23 protein-coding genes are annotated in these 16,960 nt (G+C 48.7%); 14 read left to right on the top strand and 9 right to left on the bottom strand.

Annotated elements, in window-relative coordinates:
* Nucleotides 1-80: 80 nt before the first annotated feature.
* The gene (locus tag KUE00_RS06430) at nucleotides 81-1,115 is read left to right on the top strand and encodes a hypothetical protein (RefSeq protein WP_246758842.1); all 1,035 of its coding nucleotides are present in this window, start codon (nucleotides 81-83) and stop codon (nucleotides 1,113-1,115) included.
* Nucleotides 1,105-1,650: a hypothetical protein gene (locus KUE00_RS06425; protein WP_246758841.1), complete on the top strand. Its 546-nt coding sequence runs from the start codon at nucleotides 1,105-1,107 to the stop codon at nucleotides 1,648-1,650. The genes KUE00_RS06430 and KUE00_RS06425 overlap by 11 nt, the downstream gene beginning before the upstream one ends.
* An 18-nt stretch (nucleotides 1,651-1,668) precedes the next feature.
* Here KUE00_RS06425 and KUE00_RS06420 read toward each other — a convergent pair whose 3' ends face one another.
* From KUE00_RS06420 to KUE00_RS06390, 7 genes are all read right to left on the bottom strand, one after another.
* The gene (locus tag KUE00_RS06420; RefSeq protein WP_246758840.1) at nucleotides 1,669-2,028 is read right to left on the bottom strand and encodes an antiterminator Q family protein; all 360 of its coding nucleotides are present in this window, start codon (nucleotides 2,026-2,028) and stop codon (nucleotides 1,669-1,671) included.
* A gap of 190 nt (nucleotides 2,029-2,218) precedes the next feature.
* On the bottom strand, nucleotides 2,219-2,815 hold the full coding sequence (locus tag KUE00_RS06415; protein WP_246758838.1) for a DUF1367 family protein: 597 nt from the start codon (nucleotides 2,813-2,815) through the stop codon (nucleotides 2,219-2,221).
* Between the two features lie 43 nt (nucleotides 2,816-2,858).
* Complete coding sequence (locus KUE00_RS06410) at nucleotides 2,859-3,527, bottom strand: autoinducer binding domain-containing protein (protein ID WP_246758837.1); 669 nt, start codon at nucleotides 3,525-3,527, stop codon at nucleotides 2,859-2,861.
* Nucleotides 3,528-3,737: 210 nt separating this feature from the next.
* Nucleotides 3,738-4,286 carry a replication protein P gene (locus KUE00_RS06405; RefSeq protein ID WP_246759288.1) on the bottom strand — a complete coding sequence of 183 codons (549 nt, stop codon included), beginning with the start codon at nucleotides 4,284-4,286 and terminating at the stop codon, nucleotides 3,738-3,740.
* The gene (locus tag KUE00_RS06400) at nucleotides 4,231-5,256 is read right to left on the bottom strand and encodes a hypothetical protein (protein ID WP_246758836.1); all 1,026 of its coding nucleotides are present in this window, start codon (nucleotides 5,254-5,256) and stop codon (nucleotides 4,231-4,233) included. Before KUE00_RS06400 ends, KUE00_RS06405 begins: the two co-directional genes overlap by 56 nt.
* The gene (locus tag KUE00_RS06395; protein ID WP_246758835.1) at nucleotides 5,237-5,683 is read right to left on the bottom strand and encodes a toxin YdaT family protein; all 447 of its coding nucleotides are present in this window, start codon (nucleotides 5,681-5,683) and stop codon (nucleotides 5,237-5,239) included. Before KUE00_RS06395 ends, KUE00_RS06400 begins: the two co-directional genes overlap by 20 nt.
* The gene (locus tag KUE00_RS06390) at nucleotides 5,661-5,939 is read right to left on the bottom strand and encodes a transcriptional regulator (protein ID WP_246758834.1); all 279 of its coding nucleotides are present in this window, start codon (nucleotides 5,937-5,939) and stop codon (nucleotides 5,661-5,663) included. Before KUE00_RS06390 ends, KUE00_RS06395 begins: the two co-directional genes overlap by 23 nt.
* A 105-nt stretch (nucleotides 5,940-6,044) precedes the next feature.
* Here KUE00_RS06390 and KUE00_RS06385 point away from each other — a divergent pair, with 105 nt between their 5' ends.
* The 12 genes from KUE00_RS06385 to KUE00_RS06335 all read left to right on the top strand — a co-directional run bounded on the left by KUE00_RS06385 (nucleotide 6,045) and on the right by KUE00_RS06335 (nucleotide 14,485).
* Complete coding sequence (locus KUE00_RS06385; protein ID WP_246758833.1) at nucleotides 6,045-6,428, top strand: helix-turn-helix domain-containing protein; 384 nt, start codon at nucleotides 6,045-6,047, stop codon at nucleotides 6,426-6,428.
* 630 nt (nucleotides 6,429-7,058) lie between these two features.
* Nucleotides 7,059-7,319: a hypothetical protein gene (locus KUE00_RS06380; RefSeq protein ID WP_246758831.1), complete on the top strand. Its 261-nt coding sequence runs from the start codon at nucleotides 7,059-7,061 to the stop codon at nucleotides 7,317-7,319.
* Nucleotides 7,320-7,391: 72 nt separating this feature from the next.
* A complete protein-coding gene (locus KUE00_RS06375; protein WP_246758829.1) occupies nucleotides 7,392-7,748 on the top strand; it encodes a hypothetical protein in 357 nt (118 codons plus the stop codon).
* Between the two features lie 50 nt (nucleotides 7,749-7,798).
* Nucleotides 7,799-7,957, top strand: a complete 159-nt coding sequence (locus KUE00_RS06370) for a hypothetical protein (protein WP_246758828.1) — start codon at nucleotides 7,799-7,801, stop codon at nucleotides 7,955-7,957.
* A 1-nt stretch (nucleotide 7,958) separates the two neighbouring features.
* Nucleotides 7,959-10,808 (top strand): RecE family exodeoxyribonuclease, encoded by a 2,850-nt coding sequence (locus KUE00_RS06365; RefSeq protein ID WP_246758827.1) that lies wholly within the window; start codon nucleotides 7,959-7,961, stop codon nucleotides 10,806-10,808.
* Nucleotides 10,805-11,929: a RecT family recombinase gene (locus KUE00_RS06360; protein ID WP_246758826.1), complete on the top strand. Its 1,125-nt coding sequence runs from the start codon at nucleotides 10,805-10,807 to the stop codon at nucleotides 11,927-11,929. Before KUE00_RS06365 ends, KUE00_RS06360 begins: the two co-directional genes overlap by 4 nt.
* 2 nt (nucleotides 11,930-11,931) lie before the next feature.
* Nucleotides 11,932-12,408: a class I SAM-dependent methyltransferase gene (locus tag KUE00_RS06355; RefSeq protein ID WP_246758825.1), complete on the top strand. Its 477-nt coding sequence runs from the start codon at nucleotides 11,932-11,934 to the stop codon at nucleotides 12,406-12,408.
* Nucleotides 12,401-12,631, top strand: coding sequence for a hypothetical protein (locus tag KUE00_RS06350; RefSeq protein WP_246758824.1), 231 nt, complete (start codon nucleotides 12,401-12,403; stop codon nucleotides 12,629-12,631). The genes KUE00_RS06355 and KUE00_RS06350 overlap by 8 nt, the downstream gene beginning before the upstream one ends.
* 31 nt (nucleotides 12,632-12,662) lie before the next feature.
* On the top strand, nucleotides 12,663-12,836 hold the full coding sequence (locus KUE00_RS21930) for a helix-turn-helix domain-containing protein (RefSeq protein ID WP_425523568.1): 174 nt from the start codon (nucleotides 12,663-12,665) through the stop codon (nucleotides 12,834-12,836).
* The gene (locus tag KUE00_RS06345) at nucleotides 12,833-13,075 is read left to right on the top strand and encodes a hypothetical protein (protein WP_246758823.1); all 243 of its coding nucleotides are present in this window, start codon (nucleotides 12,833-12,835) and stop codon (nucleotides 13,073-13,075) included. Before KUE00_RS21930 ends, KUE00_RS06345 begins: the two co-directional genes overlap by 4 nt.
* A gap of 47 nt (nucleotides 13,076-13,122) precedes the next feature.
* A complete protein-coding gene (locus KUE00_RS06340) occupies nucleotides 13,123-13,374 on the top strand; it encodes an excisionase (protein WP_246758821.1) in 252 nt (83 codons plus the stop codon).
* Entirely contained in the window at nucleotides 13,349-14,485 is a 1,137-nt protein-coding gene (locus tag KUE00_RS06335) for a site-specific integrase (RefSeq protein ID WP_246758820.1), read from the top strand. Before KUE00_RS06340 ends, KUE00_RS06335 begins: the two co-directional genes overlap by 26 nt.
* Nucleotides 14,486-14,573: 88 nt before the next feature.
* Here KUE00_RS06335 and KUE00_RS06330 read toward each other — a convergent pair whose 3' ends face one another.
* On the bottom strand, nucleotides 14,574-15,470 hold the full coding sequence (locus KUE00_RS06330; protein WP_246758819.1) for a hypothetical protein: 897 nt from the start codon (nucleotides 15,468-15,470) through the stop codon (nucleotides 14,574-14,576).
* Nucleotides 15,471-15,658: 188 nt separating this feature from the next.
* Nucleotides 15,659-16,909, bottom strand: coding sequence for an NADP-dependent isocitrate dehydrogenase (icd, locus tag KUE00_RS06325; RefSeq protein WP_246758818.1), 1,251 nt, complete (start codon nucleotides 16,907-16,909; stop codon nucleotides 15,659-15,661).
* Nucleotides 16,910-16,960: the final 51 nt, after the last annotated feature.

Below are 16,960 nucleotides of genomic sequence, written 5' to 3'. Positions count from 1 at the left end.
TGAAGACCTACCTTAAAATTTTTTTGTTGCAACACTACAGGTAGTAATCTTATTAAGATATTGATTTAAAAGGGAATTATATGGCGAACCTCAAGATTACTAAGACTAAGAGAATAATTTACAAAGAAGTATCCATTCCAGGGTGTAATCAATCCTTACAGGAAATGCTTACTGCCATCTTAAAATCCCACCCTAAGGCTGACCAACGAAAGGAGTTGGTTAATCCGGCTTCTGATGAGCTTTTCCGGCTTATCAACAAGAGTGAAGAATTCAATGGCGTACTTTTTTGTCAGTTAGTCGCCTTTGAGCCAGGACACTCTCAGCGGTACATCCAGTTGCAAGACGATGCTGAATCATACGAGATAAGGTCGGTGACTTCTGTTGAACTTTCAAAATTGACAGATGCAGAGGCTGACAAGGTTCAGTCTGAAAACGAGCAAGTAATTAGAGAATTCATTGATTCTATTCTCTACTTTGGAGTATTCGGTAACAGTATTGTTGTAATGCAGTCCCGTTCGCTTACCACCAGAGAACTTGAAATCCACCTTAAATGGTTACTTGGCAGTCTGACTACCTCAATACCAGCAGAATGCATACTAAAAGTGACTGATAAACCTAAAGAAGAAATCATAGAAGAAATCTTGAAAAGGCCTGTAAAATCAGTTTCTGTTGGAGCGCCAGTGGTAGCTGTATCTGAACATAAAAAAATGGAAGATGCTCCTTCTTGGGTACCCAGCGGCGCCGCTTCTGATATGCTGAAAGTGATGCTTGCAGAGCAGTGGGAAAAGTTTATCTCTTCGAGTAAACTGGAAGATTGCCTTGACGACGCCAATCTTGAAGTGAGATTGACTATCAGCTACAAACGAAAAACATCGGATAGTGGTGAGAGAATGTTGAGGAACCTTGTAGATGCTACACGACATTACCCTGATGAAGATGTGACGGTTGAGATGGTCGGCGGCACTCGTTTGACGGGTAAAGAGATAAGGCTCTGGGAGACTGTAAAGCTTACGAGTTACAATAGCCTGATTGATGAACATGAACTTTATAGCCAAATGCATGAATGGCTAATGACCTTAGTAAGAACTGGTGAAATAGAGGAAGATGGCGAGTAAGAGTAATGGCAGGTTCAAATGGTTACGTTCACCAAGTGCTGCATTTCATTTGGTAGTTCTCCTTTTGCTGTCATTTTTTACTTGGAAATTTTCATCCAAATATATAAGTCTAGATAGTATACCTTGGCCAGTTATAGTAGTACTCACGGCCGCTGTTGCCAATAGCATTACGCTTTACACCAAGCTTTCTGAAACAAAAAAGAATGCTGCAGAAGATTTGTCGCGCACTGAATTAAGACATTTTAATCAAATAGTCGAGAGAAAAAGGTCATCTACGTTAATAGTCATGATTCTGCAAATCCTCGTAGTATTAGGGGTGATTTTAATTAGTATGGCTGGCAAGCAAGAATTGATTTCTGATCATATTAAGACATTAACGAACATTGTAGTTTCTGCAATAGCTTGCTCGCTATACTCAGCGATTCCAATGTTACTTGGAATTAAAGAAGTCTTTGATTTTGAAGCGGTTATCAAGAACAGAAAGAAAATTATCAAAAGGCAGTCTGAGACATTGAAAAAGCTAGCCAAGAAATAAATGGCTAGCAAATCACCTTTACATTTTAATTTCCATGTTCAACATTGCAAGGCAGCCACTTATAAAACCTTCGGCTGTCTGCAATTCCTTTCTGATAGTTCCATCAGAGCATTTACGTTTGCGAGCGATACTTCTCAGTGAAATACCAAGCACAAAATGCGCAATAATCAGCTCGTACTCTTCTGGCTTCAATTTTCTCAATCTCGCTACGCACCCATCGATCATAATCCCCGTATCGTCATCACATTGCATTCGCGATTTCTTACTATAAGGTAATAAGCCCTTAAAGCCTGCCGCTATCGGCTGCCAGTCTACGCCACTGTTATCAGAAGCTGCCCAGGCGCCCCATTTATCCAATACATCATAGATATCACGCAACGTCTTACTCTCCATTTAATAGCTCATACACCTGCGCCAGCAGGCATTCTTCGGTACCGTAATTTTTTTCCACATCGCCTGCCCTGCTTAGATTGCCACGCCGCATTCGCCGGTTCGGTGGTGGAGAGGGCAAAGAGAAATAGTTCTGAAGTGGCTGGCGCGCTGAAGGGCCGCTGTTCTGCTTTCTTCATCATGCGAACTCCAGCAATTGCGCGGCCACGTTTTCAGCCTCTTCAGGCGTGCGGAAGCTGTGGAATAAAATAAAATTCCACAGAACGTTAAAAACGGATTTGTAGAGCGCGTGAAACGTGTCTTCGTCCATCCGCGCAAAGCTCATGGATTTTGGCATGCGGCGACGCAGGCCGTCCGGCAATATTACGGTATCGTAATAACCGGCCTCAACGATTGCCCACGCCCGGTACGGTTCGAACGATTTAAGCAGCGCCATGTCTTTAGCACGCCGCTGGCCGACTGCATGCAGATAGTTATCGGCGGCCGCGCTGAGTGTCTCGCCGTGCTGGCCAGCCATGCTGACCAGATATTTAACGAACCCGTCAACAATTTGCCGTTCGCCAGGCGACAGCGTGCCGCCGGCAGGCGTCCAGTATTCGAACCCCAGCTGCAGCAGTTTAAAAAATCGTTTGTGGTACTGATAATTGCGGACGCGGCGAAACTCGGCCTGCACCAGCTCGCCCAGCTTTACACGCTGCAAAAACTCGCTGGCCTCGATCGTTGCCGGAGCCAGCAGAGTTGGTGCTATTTTTTCTAACTGTATCAATTGCGCCATTGGTTTCTCCGAAATGGCGCGGCAAGCTAAAGGCTGTTCAGACCTATGAAGCTATATTATCAAATTCAGCGGGCGAATTGGAGGCCCGACGTTTTACTATTTCTGCCAGCGTATCAAGCGGCGCGATAATTTCATTATCCATAATCGGGCGGATGATTTTGGCATCGGCGGTTTCGTATATTTGATAGCGGCGACATCCTGAATAAATCACTTCCCCCTCAACACCACGCAATTTCATATTTAGCTGATGGCAATCACGCAGTATTTTTTTAAAAGCCTCGCGATTTCGGTCAATTGTTTTCTGGAATTGCGGTGTATCGCCGGTTTTTCTGATTAGAGTCAGCATTGCGACATTGTTTAATTCGTCGTGCAATGTAAACGTGTGACCCTGCATTACATCGTGATGCCGGGCAGCATCGAATATTTCAACGTCACCCAGGCTGCGCGTCATCGTTGCCTGGTCCCAAAAAAAATCACTGACACCGCTTATGCCTGTAATAATAACTGGATCTGTGCGGTGGCGTTTTTTTATCTGATAGTCTGATTCAAACCAGCCAATGCGATTACTCAGGATATAAAAATAATTCGGGTTATTTTTATTTATCAGAGCGTATGTAAATATCACATCGTCGAACATTTTCAGTTTCTGCCGAATGTTATCACGCATTACGACATCAAATTTATCCTGACGTTTGAAAATTTTTTTCAACATGGGAATAATCTCACGGAATTAGTTAATTAAGCAGATATTTTTTAGATATCATCGTCCGTGAAGTTATTTTTTTGTTTTTTTTAAAACCCAATAATAATTGAGATTGCCGTATCATACCCCTAAAGAGTTATTTACTGAACTTTAGTTTAGCTGGTCTTACCACCTCGTTTAGCGATGATTTAGATTCGTATCATTTTTTTAATATTTACCCTATTTCTTAAACCATCCTGCAGCCTCGCGGCGCAGAAATTCTGCTCGCAGCGTTTCGGCTGGTGTTGGGCCGCCAGGGTTGGCTGGCGCTGCGATTTGGACGCGTACTGGCGGTACGGGGTACCCTGCAGCAATTTTTTTCTCCCACCGCTGCAGCAGCGCGGCAGCGCGCTTTTCGTGTTCTGCGTGCGTCATGTTGCGCTCGATACCGTCGCGCCGTAGTTCGATGCAGATGTGATATAAAACCGGCTGGCTCCACGGGAATTTATCAACGCTGCTGTAGCGCCACTCGTTTTCGCGCCAGCGCTTGAATTCGTTCAGCACGTCTGCCGTGGTCAGGCCCAGGCCGCCGCTGCCGCATTCTGCCACAAGCTGCATGAATTCAGCGAAATCGGGTGGCCAGCTGTTTCCGGCGCGGCATCGGTCAACGCACGCCGTCGCTACCCGTCTGAGCTGTTCAGCAGTCATTGCCTGCGTTTGAGTTTCCCAGAGTTTATTCGGGCGGTTCCCGTTTTTCGTGATCCAGCGGTTCGAATAAATTTTGGTCATCAAATCCCACAGCCGCCACGCCGGCGTATCCGCTGCGTTCGTATTGCTCCTGCTGCTCTCGTAGCCACTGCTCGCGGCCTGCCCTGAGCTGCTGGTCTGCCAGTGATTCCCCGTTTCCCGATACATGATTTACGTCCCGTTGCTGATGGCGCGGCGAGTCCTGCTCACGTTGCAGCCAGTTCGTGATGAATTTCCGGATGCCCCGGCTGGTTTTGGTTTTTTTGGGATTGCTGTCCAGCCAGCCGCGCATGTTTCGCAGCTGCTGCCGAATATCCACGGCTGGGTATAACCCGGCCATTTCAGCAATGAATTCCGTGCTGACCGGATATTCCCCGCCACCTCCTGAGAGCGGAAGGGTTATAAAAATTTCTGCTGGTGGTTTGGCGTCGGCCTGGAGCTGTTTTTTTGCTCCGGGCAAGAGATCTTTAGGTTTTAGATCTTTTATCTCTTTTATTATCTCTTCTTCTCTTATCTGTGGCGTGACGCGCGTGACGTCACGTGACGCTTCGTGACGTGACGTGACGGTTGTTTCTTTATCGCACTCCGCCTTTTTACGCTCACGATATTTCCTGGCCCGCTCCGCAGCAGTCAGGGCGGGCCTTCCGCCACTTCTTTGAGCTGCTGCAGGTGCCTGTCTTTTGTCCCAGCCAGTAATAATTGTTCCGTCTAAAACACGTCCCTGCATCGCATTAATCACGTCATCAACGTGACGTTCCGTCACGTCGAGTGCGCTCGCAATATCCTCGTTCGTGACGGTCACGTGACGTGACGTGACGCCGTTACTGTCCGTGACGGGATTCTGTGCAGCGCTAACTAAAAGCTGGAGATAAATTGCCTGAACCAGGGCGATTGGCTGCCCTGACGCTTTTGCTATCGTTCGCCATTTCGGGTCGTTCGGCATGTCGTGCCATAGTCGGAGCCATGAGTTGGCCATAAAAACCTTCAATAATTTATGCAAACGCAGCGCCATTTAAGACGGCCTGTTTTACCGCCTTTAGTGCTGCTATAGCCCGATCCACTTCCTGTTCAATTACTGACGCCGGCGCTTTCAGATGCACAGCGTTTATAGCCTGAATTCCATCCCTCGCGGCTACGGTGGCCAGCAGTGCTGGATTATCAGGATCCACCAGCCGTACGCGTCGTTCTGCTGGCAATGCAGCGACCAGCGCGGGCGCCATTTCTGCCGCCTGGCGCCGGTAATAATCCGTCTCACCGCGTAGCGCGCGCTTTATTTGCTGCTCAATATTGTGTAGATCCCGCGCCGTTGCTGCTGATTCCCGGAAATCAGATCGTCGTTCGGCGACGCTTAAAGCGACTCGTTTCCATCCGATTTCCGAAGCCCAGCTCTCAATTTCGCGGGCGATCCTGCCCGCTTCAGCTTCCCTGCTGATTTTCATGGTTCAGATTTCCCTGTGTCGATTCGGTATGTTTGTGATCAGGCGGCAGGCCGTCAGATGGATTCGGATGTAGATCAGGGCGCAATTCGTGCGGAGTTACACCCGTTAATCGGTATATTGGTATTACTCGCTCAGGAGGAACTTTACCCTCATATTTTCGTAGCCAGCGGTTAACTGATTGCGTGGCAATCCCAAGTGATGCTGCGAGTTTTACCTGACTACCTGCGTGCATGATTGCCTTATCAAGACCGTTCATTTTTAAGCTCCATGTTTAAAACAGGAAGATATTAAGCCTCCAGCTTAAAAAAAGTCAAGCTAAGGCTTCTTTAAATCATTTCAGCGCCTGGCTTAAAATTGAGTCATGAAAAAAACAGAACTAAACGAATCGACACTCACCTCCAGACTTAGCCAGCTTCAAAAGCTAAAAGGGTTAAGCAAAATGGATATGGCCAAAATTGCAGGCGTCAGCCCCCAATCTGTAAATGGTTGGTTTAAAAGAGGTTCAATCAGTAAGACGTCGGCAATGAAACTTTCTACAGCGTTAGATGTTTCTTTATCTTGGCTGCTGGGTGAAGGTGGGGATCAGCAAAGCGAACTTAGCGCCGATGAAATGCAACTTATTGAGATATATAGACAATTAGGCGCATCTGAGAAAAGAAACATGCTCGCTGCGTTCGAAATGCGTCTTCAGGAAATCAAGGATTACTACGAAAAATACGCAGCGCCCAATAAACCATTGCCTTAACCTCCCCCCCGAAAAAAAGCCGGCGTTAGCCGGTTTTTTTTGGCCCTCAAGCCTGCTCCCCTAAAAAATAACCTTCCTGAAACCAATAATTTAAAAAGAAATGCGCAAAAAAAAATTAAACCTTAGCTTGATTTATTAAGCTGTAGGCTTATTATCTCTTCAGCGCAAAAGCACAAGCTGGCGCGGCAGGCTAACAAAATGTTCCGCTGGCCCGGCGATAAGGGCAAACAAAATTTAGCTGGCTGTGCCGACGGAGAACCGCAGCACTCATAGCGACCTGCCACGATTACCACGGCATAGCCAGCTAAACACGATTTGCGGCCACACCAGGGCCAGATACGGGCGTCATTGACGTCGCCGGAACCGTAACCGGCACGTATACCATGTAGCAGAGAATGATCCGGAATAACGCGGCGGCGTCCGGATTGAATCCGCCGAGTCGGTAACTTCGTCGCAGTAAACGGACTGGAATCCCGACCATGCTGGCTGGAAGGTCAGCATCAACTAACGGAGGGAACCAAATGTTGATAGGTATCGCCGCGCTGTTAGGCGGCATGGTTGGCGCCAGCCTGGCGCTGGTGGTGGTCGGTCTGGTAGTTGCAGCTGGCCAGGATTGAAAGGAGAAAAAACATGGGAACGCTCGTTTCCTGGACACCGGACAACGGCGGTTATTACCCGGTTCTATGCAACAGGTGTAATCGGGTTATAGGTTCAGTCGATACGCTTCTAAACCGGGCAGATGCGATAAAAATTATGGACGCAATGCATTATTGCTCTGCAAAAGTTGTTCTGATTACTGACCGCAATAAACTGGCCGAAGCACAAGCGGCCGCAAAATCAGGAAATTTCGAGTTAGGAAATAAGCTGCTCCGCGAAGCCTACTCGTATTAAATTTTAGCCACACTAGGGAAATATGTCATTCATTTGGCAGGACGTTACTCAATCTGAAGAAAGGACAGCAACATGAAAAAATCAAGTTTGGCTTTATTAATTGAATTCAATCCCGTCACCTTTATAGAAATGACAGACAGGAAAGTCGCTGCTATTTACATTGATGATAAAATCATTGGTTATGTAGCAACAAACGTAACTAGCGAAGAAAAAATTATTACACCATTTACAGCTCTCGGCGAATTGCCCGAGGTGGACTGCCATTTGTGCGCCGCGAGGGCGCTCTTTGCTAACTACGCTGATTTATCTAAGGATTCCGTAAAAGGTGCTGAATTTGAAAAAGAAATATTCGCCTCATTTGAGATAAATGCGAATACGATAAAAGATTTCATCAAAGACATGCTGGGAAAACCTGAAACCCGTCATTAATTACCGCCCGGCCGCTCCGGCGGTCGGTAAACTCTGAAGGAATAGAAATCATGTTCGAACTTACCGCAGAACAAGCAAAAATATTGAACGCCTTCCTCGATAGCGAATACGTTAATTTCATCGATATGTGCGACGAGCTGGCAGAAGGAAATCAAGACGGCAAAGATATTGCCGATGCCATCTTCAGAGCTTTAGGTGGGGATGAATAAAATGTCCGTTTACTCTTATTTTCTCAAAGCGAAACAAAAGTTTGATAAAAAAAGCCTCTTTATTCATTTTGAAGCCAAAGACGATAAAGCGGCTATAAATAAAATTAATTATTTGCTGGATGAAGCAGGTTATGACAGCGCTCATTATTTTAAACCCATGCGCACTGACTTTCCTGTTTTTGACGACCTGCCGCCAGAAAACATTTTCGATGCAGTCTGGTGCGATCGCTACGAATTGAACGGCTCAACGTGGCAATTGAAAGCTGCCCCGGCGGAAACTGTCAAAATCAACGCGACCGCGCCAGCTGCAGGTGAACCAGCAGAACCGGCCAACGTTGCAGCGCTAACAGTGCAGGAACCAGTAGCGCCAGCGGCAACCGAATCTGACAACGATGTAATCTGCACCGCTGAAAAAGCCTCGCTGCTGCAGCGCACGCTGGGCGCGTGGCTCTATGAGAGTTTCAGCGAATTAACTCGTCTGCAGTGTAGGGAAATAACGCACCTGCAGCATGACACTGACGCAACCTACGCGCAAAACCTGCTGCTGGCCGTAAACAGTTCGTCTGTGCGCCAGCTGCAACACGTTTTTCCTGAAACCATTTTTATGCTCGTCGCAGCCGTGAAATCAATCTGGCCAGTTGACGGTAAAGCGCCTGGCGTCGGTCTGCTGCTGAAGTTCGTTGAGGAATGGCTCGCTGCTCACAACGACGCTACTGGCGCGGGTGCTGGCCGCGATAAAATCCGCGCTGACGTCGTAGAAAAATGGGTCAAACGTTATAACAAACCGGTTATCGAACATCGCACGCCCAGCGGCACGAACGCAGGCGGCGGTAATGTCACGGATCGCGGCGAGGATTTCAAACACGATTTCGACACGCTGGCGCTGGAAGTCGCGATCGGCCTCGTTGGCCGCGCGATGGATTTCGATATATATAACCTGCGCGGCGGCGTCATTAATCGCGCCCGCGATATCGTGAAGCTCAAAGAGAGGCCGTTTCCGGCATGGTTCGACGCTCTGCGCAGCTCCGCTGGCATCCTCGACTATTCCCGCGCCGCAATTATCGCGCTCGTCAAATGCGCGCCGGACGATATTCACCAAAATCCAGTTGCGCTGCGCGAGTACATCAACAGAAATCTGACGGAATCAGACCACGCTTACCCTACCGCCGAAACCGTTGCTGCCGCTTGCGGCATACAGCAATGCGCCGCGCTGCCAGCTGAAGGAACGCACAATGAAAATGAGAAAGGACAGGAACATCAAGACGCGGATAGCGTATTGGCAAACACTGCGCAGCAGGCTGAATCAGCTGAAAACCCAGCAGGCCAGCCAGCTGCATTCCAGGAAACGCTGGCAGATCCGCTTCCGGTAAAAAATGCCTCAAATGAAGGTGAAAAACAGGAAATGGCCGCCACCGCACCGGAAGCATTTACGCCACTGGGCGACGGCAAATATGACGTTTCCGCGCTGTTTGCCAGCTCACCACTCGCCAGCGCTGCAATAGAACCAGAAGCGGCCTATGTCGAACCAGATACAGCTCCCGACGAACCAGAACCGGCATATTTCGAACCGGGCCGCTATCCAGACCTGGCGAACGCGGCTTATCACGGCGCGAACGGCATCAGCAGCACAATGTTGAAAGATGCGCGTGTAAGCCTGCTCTGGTATCACTGCCGCCACGTTGCGAAAACCATTCCGCGCGAAGCCACCAGCACGCTGAATTTTGGCAATCTGGTGCATACACTGGCATTGCAGCCGCAAAAACTCGCCAGCGAATTCAATATTGAGCCAGTAATCCCGGACGGCGCGTTTACCACTGCAGCAAGCATGAAAAAGGCGATCGAGGCGTACAACGCCGCGCTACAGCCGGGACTGAGCATCGACGATATAAAAACCCGGATCGATGCGTATAACGCCGGACAGAAAAAGCCCTACACGCTGGGCTGCGATGCGACTGAAACCGGCATGTTATACGGCATGTTGCCGCCTGGATTCCAGACCATACCGGCAGACCAAAAACATACTGTTACGGCTATGAAAGCGGCCATTAAGCAATACAACGCCACGTTGCCGGCAGCGCTGAAAACGGCAGGCAGCCGCGACGAATTGCTAAGCGTGCTGGAAACCATTGAGCCGCAGATCGTTGCAGCCGAACGCCAGCGGCCGCAGCCAGTTAACACGTCTGGCAGCAAAGAAGAGCTAACGACCATCGTGAAAAAAATCCGTCCGGATGCCGTATTTGCCGACGAGCTAATCGCATCATGGAAAGAATGCGATGACGGCCGTATTCCGGTTACACAGAAGCAGATGAAGCATGCGAAAGCGCTACAGGCTGCGCTGCTGGCGCACCCGACAATCGGGCCGCTGCTCAATCATCCACATAGGGAATCGGAGGTCAGTTATTTCGGCATCGACGAAGACACCGGGCTGGAAGTCCGCGTGCGGCCTGATATCGAAATCACCACCGGCGGCCGCCGTCTCGGCCTGGACCTGAAGACTATCAGCATGTGGGGCGTTAAAGCGGACCAGGTAAAGGCGCGGCTTCACCGCGAGATTACGGGCCGTGATTACCACCTCAGCGCCGCGATGTATTCCGACGTCGCCGGGTTCGACCAGTTCTACTGGATTTTCATTAACAGCGACGAAAATTACTGCTGGGTTGCCATTGTGGAAGCCTCTCCAGATCTGCTGCAGCTGGGCCGTCTCGAATACAAAAAAACGCTGCGCGATATCGATAACGCCATGACAACTGGCTACTGGCCAGCGCCAATCACTGACGACTACACCGACGATCTCAACGATTACGACCTGCGCCGGCTGGAATGGCTGCAGAAAGAAATGGAGGCAGCATGAACGAAATTACGACCGCCGGCAATAATGCCGTGCGCACGATCGATAACGTTTCAATCCTGACGAATGGCGATTTATTCAACCGGCTGCAGGTGCTGGCAAATGTCATGGCCAACAGCGGGGAAATGGTGCCAGCGCATTACCGTGGCAAACCTGAAACTTGCATGGCCACGGCTATGCAGGCGGCCCGCTGGGGTATGGATCCGTTTGCAGTCGCGCAGAAAACACATATCGTCAGCGGCACGCTGGGCTACGAAGCCCAACTGGTTAACGCCGTTATAACTACTATGGCACCGACAAAAGACAGGCTCCATTACGACTGGTTTGGGTTGTGGGAAAACGTGATCGGCAAATTCGTCGAAAAAACTTCGTCGAAGGGCAACAAATATATTGCCCCCGGCTGGAGCCTGGCAGACGAAAAAGGCGTAGGCGTTAAAGTTTGGGCGACACTGCGCGGGGAGGATACACCTCGCGAATTAACGCTTTATCTCAGCCAGGCACAGGTGCGAAATTCTACGCTGTGGGCAAGTGATCCCCGCCAGCAGCTGGCATACCTGGCCGTTAAGCGATGGGCTCGCCTGTACTGTCCGGACGTCATTTTAGGTGTCTATTCCGACGATGAATTAGGCCCGCGCGTTGAGAAAGACATCACGCCAGCAGCCGATCGCGTAGTTCTCAGCGAACTGGCCAGCGCAGCGCCGCCAGCAGAGCCGGTACCGACAAAATCTACCAGCGAAACACCGACGGCCGCTGCAGCGCCAGAACCTGCCGCGCAGTCGGCAGAGCCTGAAATAGCACAGCAGCTACGCGAAGGTATTCAGAAAGCCGACACGCCGGAACGCGCTACAGAATTGCGCAAGCAGATTGAGGATAAAAAAGACGAGCTGGGCATCTCACTGTACACAGAGCTGAAAAATAAAGCTGTTCAGCGCTTTTACCGCCTGAACGCGATGGCAGAAATCAATGCGAAATTCGATGAACTGTCACCAAATTCACCTGACGCGGCAGCGCATTTAAAGGCTCTGATAACGCTGATTAATAAATCAAAACGCCATCTCGATTCCGCCGAATTTCAACGGTTTTCTGTCGCAGCGAACGACATGCGCGCGGAATACGGAGTGTAAGCATGCAAATACTCGATATGGCATGCGGTAGCCGGATGTTCTGGATCGATAAAAGCGATCCGCGTGCCGTGTTTGCAGATATCCGCGCTGAAACGCATGTTCTGTGTGATAGCCGTGCGCTGCACATCAGCCCGGATGTGCTCGCCGATTTTCGCGCCCTGCCGTTTGCAGACTGCAGTTTTTCCCAGGTCGTGTTCGATCCACCGCATTTAATCCGCGCCGGCGAACGCAGCTGGATGCGTAAAAAGTACGGCGTGCTGAATAAAGAAACCTGGCGTGATGATATCCGTGCCGGGTTCACAGAAGCATTCCGCGTGTTGCGGCCGCATGGGACGCTGATTTTTAAATGGAACGAGACGCAGATCCCGGCGAGCCAAATCCTGACGCTGACAGACCAAAAACCGACGGTCTGGCAGCGCACCGGCAAAAGTGACAAGACCCACTGGATAATTTTTTTGAAGGATAGAAACCATGACTGATAAATCCCAAACGACATGGCCGGAAAAAGTTGAAGCGCTGGAAGCGCAAGTAAATGAACTGACAGCGCTGATAAAAGCGCTGGCGGCTGAAAACTTAGCAAAAAGCAAATGCCTGGCTTTTTTCGCTTCCGTTATAAAAGCCGGAGAACTTTGGACAATTACATGTCAGCAAGAATACGACCACGCTCAGCGTTTTCGTCCAGTGGAGAAAGGCGGTGAATAAATTTTCGTTCAGTCTGGCCGTCCTGAAATTGATGCGACGCAAGCGTATTAAACAAACGCAATTAGCGGCTGCTCTAAACATTTCTCACGGGACAGTACACAAGACGATACTGCGAGGGCAGCCGTCAGTTTCTACATGTGAACGCTACGCAGAAGCGCTTGGTGTTTCGCTGCCTGAATTAATTAAAGAAGGTTATTATTCATGAATTTTAAATTTTCGCGCGACGAACTGGAGCGCATGAAAAAAACAGATAGTGCAAAGCCCGGCGACGTCACCGCGCTGGCGCAAATCGTACTGAACATGCTGGCTGTTAAACCGGTTGGCGAAGTTATTGCAGACGAGCCGCTATTTCCCGGCGATAAACCGGTATGCAGTCCATCGCTGTACCGGTCTTTGCCTGCGGGTACGGCGCTCTATATCCGGCCACCAGCGCCAAAAAGATAATTTTTTAAATATTTCTGTCCAGGGTTTAACCTGGCTGTGAGGTAAATATGGCCAGAATGGTAAGTTTAGATGCGTGGGCAAAAGAAGAATTTGGTGAGCAAGCGCCAAGCCCACGCACCTTAAATTTATACGCAAAAAGCAAAATGATGGTTCCACCAGCAGTAAAAGTAGGCAGACGGTGGATGATTGATCGGGAAGCCAGATTTACCGGTATGCTGGCTACACCCAGATTATCCCCGAATGCCAGCCCATTATTAAAAAGGATTATTGAAGATGGCAGCCAGACCAAGAACGCATAACATAACGATTCCCAATCTCTATGCAAAACTCGATAAGCGCACAGGTAAGGTTTATTGGCAATATAAGCACCCTGTCACTGGTAAATTTCACAGCCTCGGTACTAATGCAGCAGAAGCTAAACAGGTTGCCAGTGAAGCAAACGACATTATCGCTGAACAGCGTACACGTCAGATCCTCAGCGTTAACGAGAAAATTGCCAGAATGCGGGAATCAAGAGAGTTTATCACCGTCACAACTTGGCTGGATCGTTACCTTGAAATCCAGCAAGAACGGCTTGAATCAGGCGAAATAAAAATCAACTCAGTTAAGCAAAAGAAGAAGCCTGTCGAATTATTGCGCCAACATTCAGGGATGTTTTATCTGAAAGATGTTACTGCGCTGGAAGTGGCAGAAATCATTGATATGGTGAAAGCACAGGGGCATAACCGTATGGCTCAGGTCGTCAGGATGGCTATCATTGACGTTTTCAAAGAGGCGCAACACGCCGGACATGTACCGCCAGGCTACAACCCGGCACAGGCAACAAAACAGCCCCGAAACAGAGTGACACGCCAGCGCTTGTCGCTCAATGAGTGGAAAACCATTTATGCCGCCGCTGAACAACATCCGCCCTACCTCCAGTGCGCAATGCTATTGGCTTTAGTGACCGGCCAGCGGATAGGTGACATTTCTAATATGAAGTTTTCGGATATCTGGGATGATATGCTGCACGTTACCCAGGAGAAAACCGGTTCACGTCTGGCTATTCCGCTGGATCTGACCTGTACGGCAATAAATATGTCATTACGAGATGTTGTAGCCAGATGCCGTGATGCTGTTTTGAGTAAATACTTGGTTCATTTCTGGCACACAACATCACAAGCCGTGCGGGGAGATAAGGTATCTGCAAATTCTATTACGACAACTTTTAAAAAAGCTAGAAATCGTTGCGGTATAACATGGCCGGAAGGCACAGCCCCGACGTTTCATGAGCAACGTTCTTTGTCCGAACGCCTGTATCGGGAGCAAGGGCTGGAGACGCAAAAACTGCTGGGTCATAAATCACAAAAAATGACGGATAAATATAATGATGATAGAGGAAAAGAATGGGGAGTAGTGAAAGTTAATTAATCATAGTAAAAACAGGACATTAATTTGTATAAGATCCCGATAGCAACCAAAAAAAAGCGCCATAAGCGCTTTTTAATTTTAAGTTATGCTACTTACGACCTTCTGCTTTTCTTTGAAGCATACGAGCCTTCAAGGAAGCGGCCTTAAAAGGTTTGCCGTTGTTCAAGCCAGCCGTATGAGTAGCAACTCTGGTTTCTGGTAAATCGTTATTTTTCATTGCTTCCTCCTCGGTGGTATTGAACTTATCTTTACTAAGATAGCTTTCAGCTTTGTTCTGGTCAAGCATTTTAAGCTCAAATTCGAGTGCCTGCGCATCTTGATGTTCTTCATCGGACATCATTGCGATTAAGTCACGAACGTCTTCCTTACTAACAAATCTTTCTTCAATGCACTGGCAAATCCTCGAATGATACGTGTCTAACTCCAAAGCAGGTACCCAGCAAAGATTGTCTACTATCAAACTTGAGTTAGACCATTGAATGAAGCATACATCACCACCAGAACACTCATCATTTCTCAACGCATGTTCCATACTTGAAAGCATTAGTTGCTGAATTTGAGTGTCATCCGGGCAAGTCCCGTTAACCTGTTTAAAAACTTCCAATTTAGCCATGAAAGTCGTTAAAGCTTCTTCGGAGCCTGAACCTCCACCGTAAAAAGATAAATTGTTGAGAGTTCTTTGGTCAACACCCTCTGAGTAAAGGACTTGGCCAGTAGCTCGATCAACCTCAATAACACCGTACGCAGAACCTTCCATTTCGACAAGCATACTCATCGAATCAATATAATCTTCTTCTATACCAAGCGCTTCAACGTAAGTAGCCAAAGCAACTAAAATCGGATCAATATGTCCGGACAAAAAGATTATGGAGTCATCCATAACATAAAATTTTTTGAATGGCGCTTTAGAGGGTCTCTTGTAATTATCAGTCCAAAGCTCATCCACTGCCGCAATTACATCACCAAAAACAATATTTGTGGTCATTGTACTTTTTTTTATGTTAAGGATTTGTTCACTATACCTTATTCCATTGAGCCGAGTGAAGCTGTCTATCAAAACCAATTTGTGAGTTTTGGGGAAGAGTTTTGGGGAGGTTTTGGGGAAGAGAAGCAGCAAACATGAAACCAACAAGAAATTAACCACTATGTTGGTTTCATGTTAAAGCCAGATTGTTACATATGCTGAATCATAGCATCGCCAAACTCTGAAGACTTCAGCAGCTTAGCGCCATCCATCAGACGTTCGAAGTCATAGGTAACGGTCTTGGCAGCAATCGCGCCTTCCATACCTTTAACAATCAGGTCTGCGGCTTCGAACCAGCCCATGTGACGCAGCATCATTTCAGCGGACAGGATAACGGAACCTGGGTTCACTTTATCCTGACCTGCATATTTAGGTGCAGTACCGTGAGTGGCTTCAAACAGCGCGCATTCGTCGCCAATGTTTGCGCCAGGCGCGATACCGATACCGCCAACCTGTGCCGCCAGGGCATCGGAAATGTAGTCACCGTTCAGGTTCATACAGGCGATAACGTCATACTCGGCTGGACGCAGCAGGATCTGCTGCAGGAACGCATCGGCGATCACGTCTTTAACAACGATCTCTTTACCGGTGTTCGGGTTCTTGATTTTCAACCATGGGCCGCCATCGATCAGCTCGCCGCCGAACTCTTCTTTCGCCAGCTGGTAACCCCAGTCTTTGAAAGCGCCTTCGGTGAACTTCATGATGTTGCCTTTGTGTACCAGCGTCACGGAATCGCGATCGTTGGTGATAGCATACTCAATCGCTGCACGGACCAGGCGTTTGGTGCCCTCTTCCGAACAAGGCTTAACGCCGATACCGCACTGCTCAGGGAAGCGAATTTTCTTCACGCCCATTTCGTCGCGCAGGAATTTAATTACTTTGTCCGCTTCCGGCGTACCGGCTTTCCATTCGATACCGGCATAGATATCTTCAGAGTTCTCGCGGAAGATCACCATATCGGTATCTTCAGGACGTTTTACCGGGCTTGGCGTGCCGGTGTAATAACGTACCGGGCGCAGACAGATATACAGATCCAGCTGCTGGCGCAGGGCGACGTTCAGGGAGCGAATACCGCCGCCAACTGGCGTGGTCAGTGGGCCTTTGATCGCCACACGGTACTCTTTGATTAAATCGAGGGTTTCTTCTGGCAGCCAAACGTCCTGACCGTAAAGCTCGACTGACTTCTCACCGGTGTAAATCTCCATCCAGGAAATTTTGCGCTCACCGTTGTAAGCTTTCTGTACAGCGGCATCAACCACCTTGATCATCACGGGAGACACGTCAACGCCAATGCCGTCACCTTCAATAAAAGGGATGATTGGGTTGTTTGGTACGTTCAGTTTGCCCTGATCCAGGGTGATTTTCTGACCTTCCGCCGGAACAACTACTTTGCTTTCCATTAACCTCTCCTGAGAACGCTTTTTGTTAATGATTTGTAAGATGCGGGTCAA

The organism is Erwinia phyllosphaerae (genome assembly GCF_019132875.1).
Taxonomy (GTDB): domain Bacteria; phylum Pseudomonadota; class Gammaproteobacteria; order Enterobacterales; family Enterobacteriaceae; genus Erwinia; species Erwinia phyllosphaerae.
Note: the sequence above shows the minus strand (reverse complement) of the source record. Positions and strands in the feature narration are given on the sequence as shown.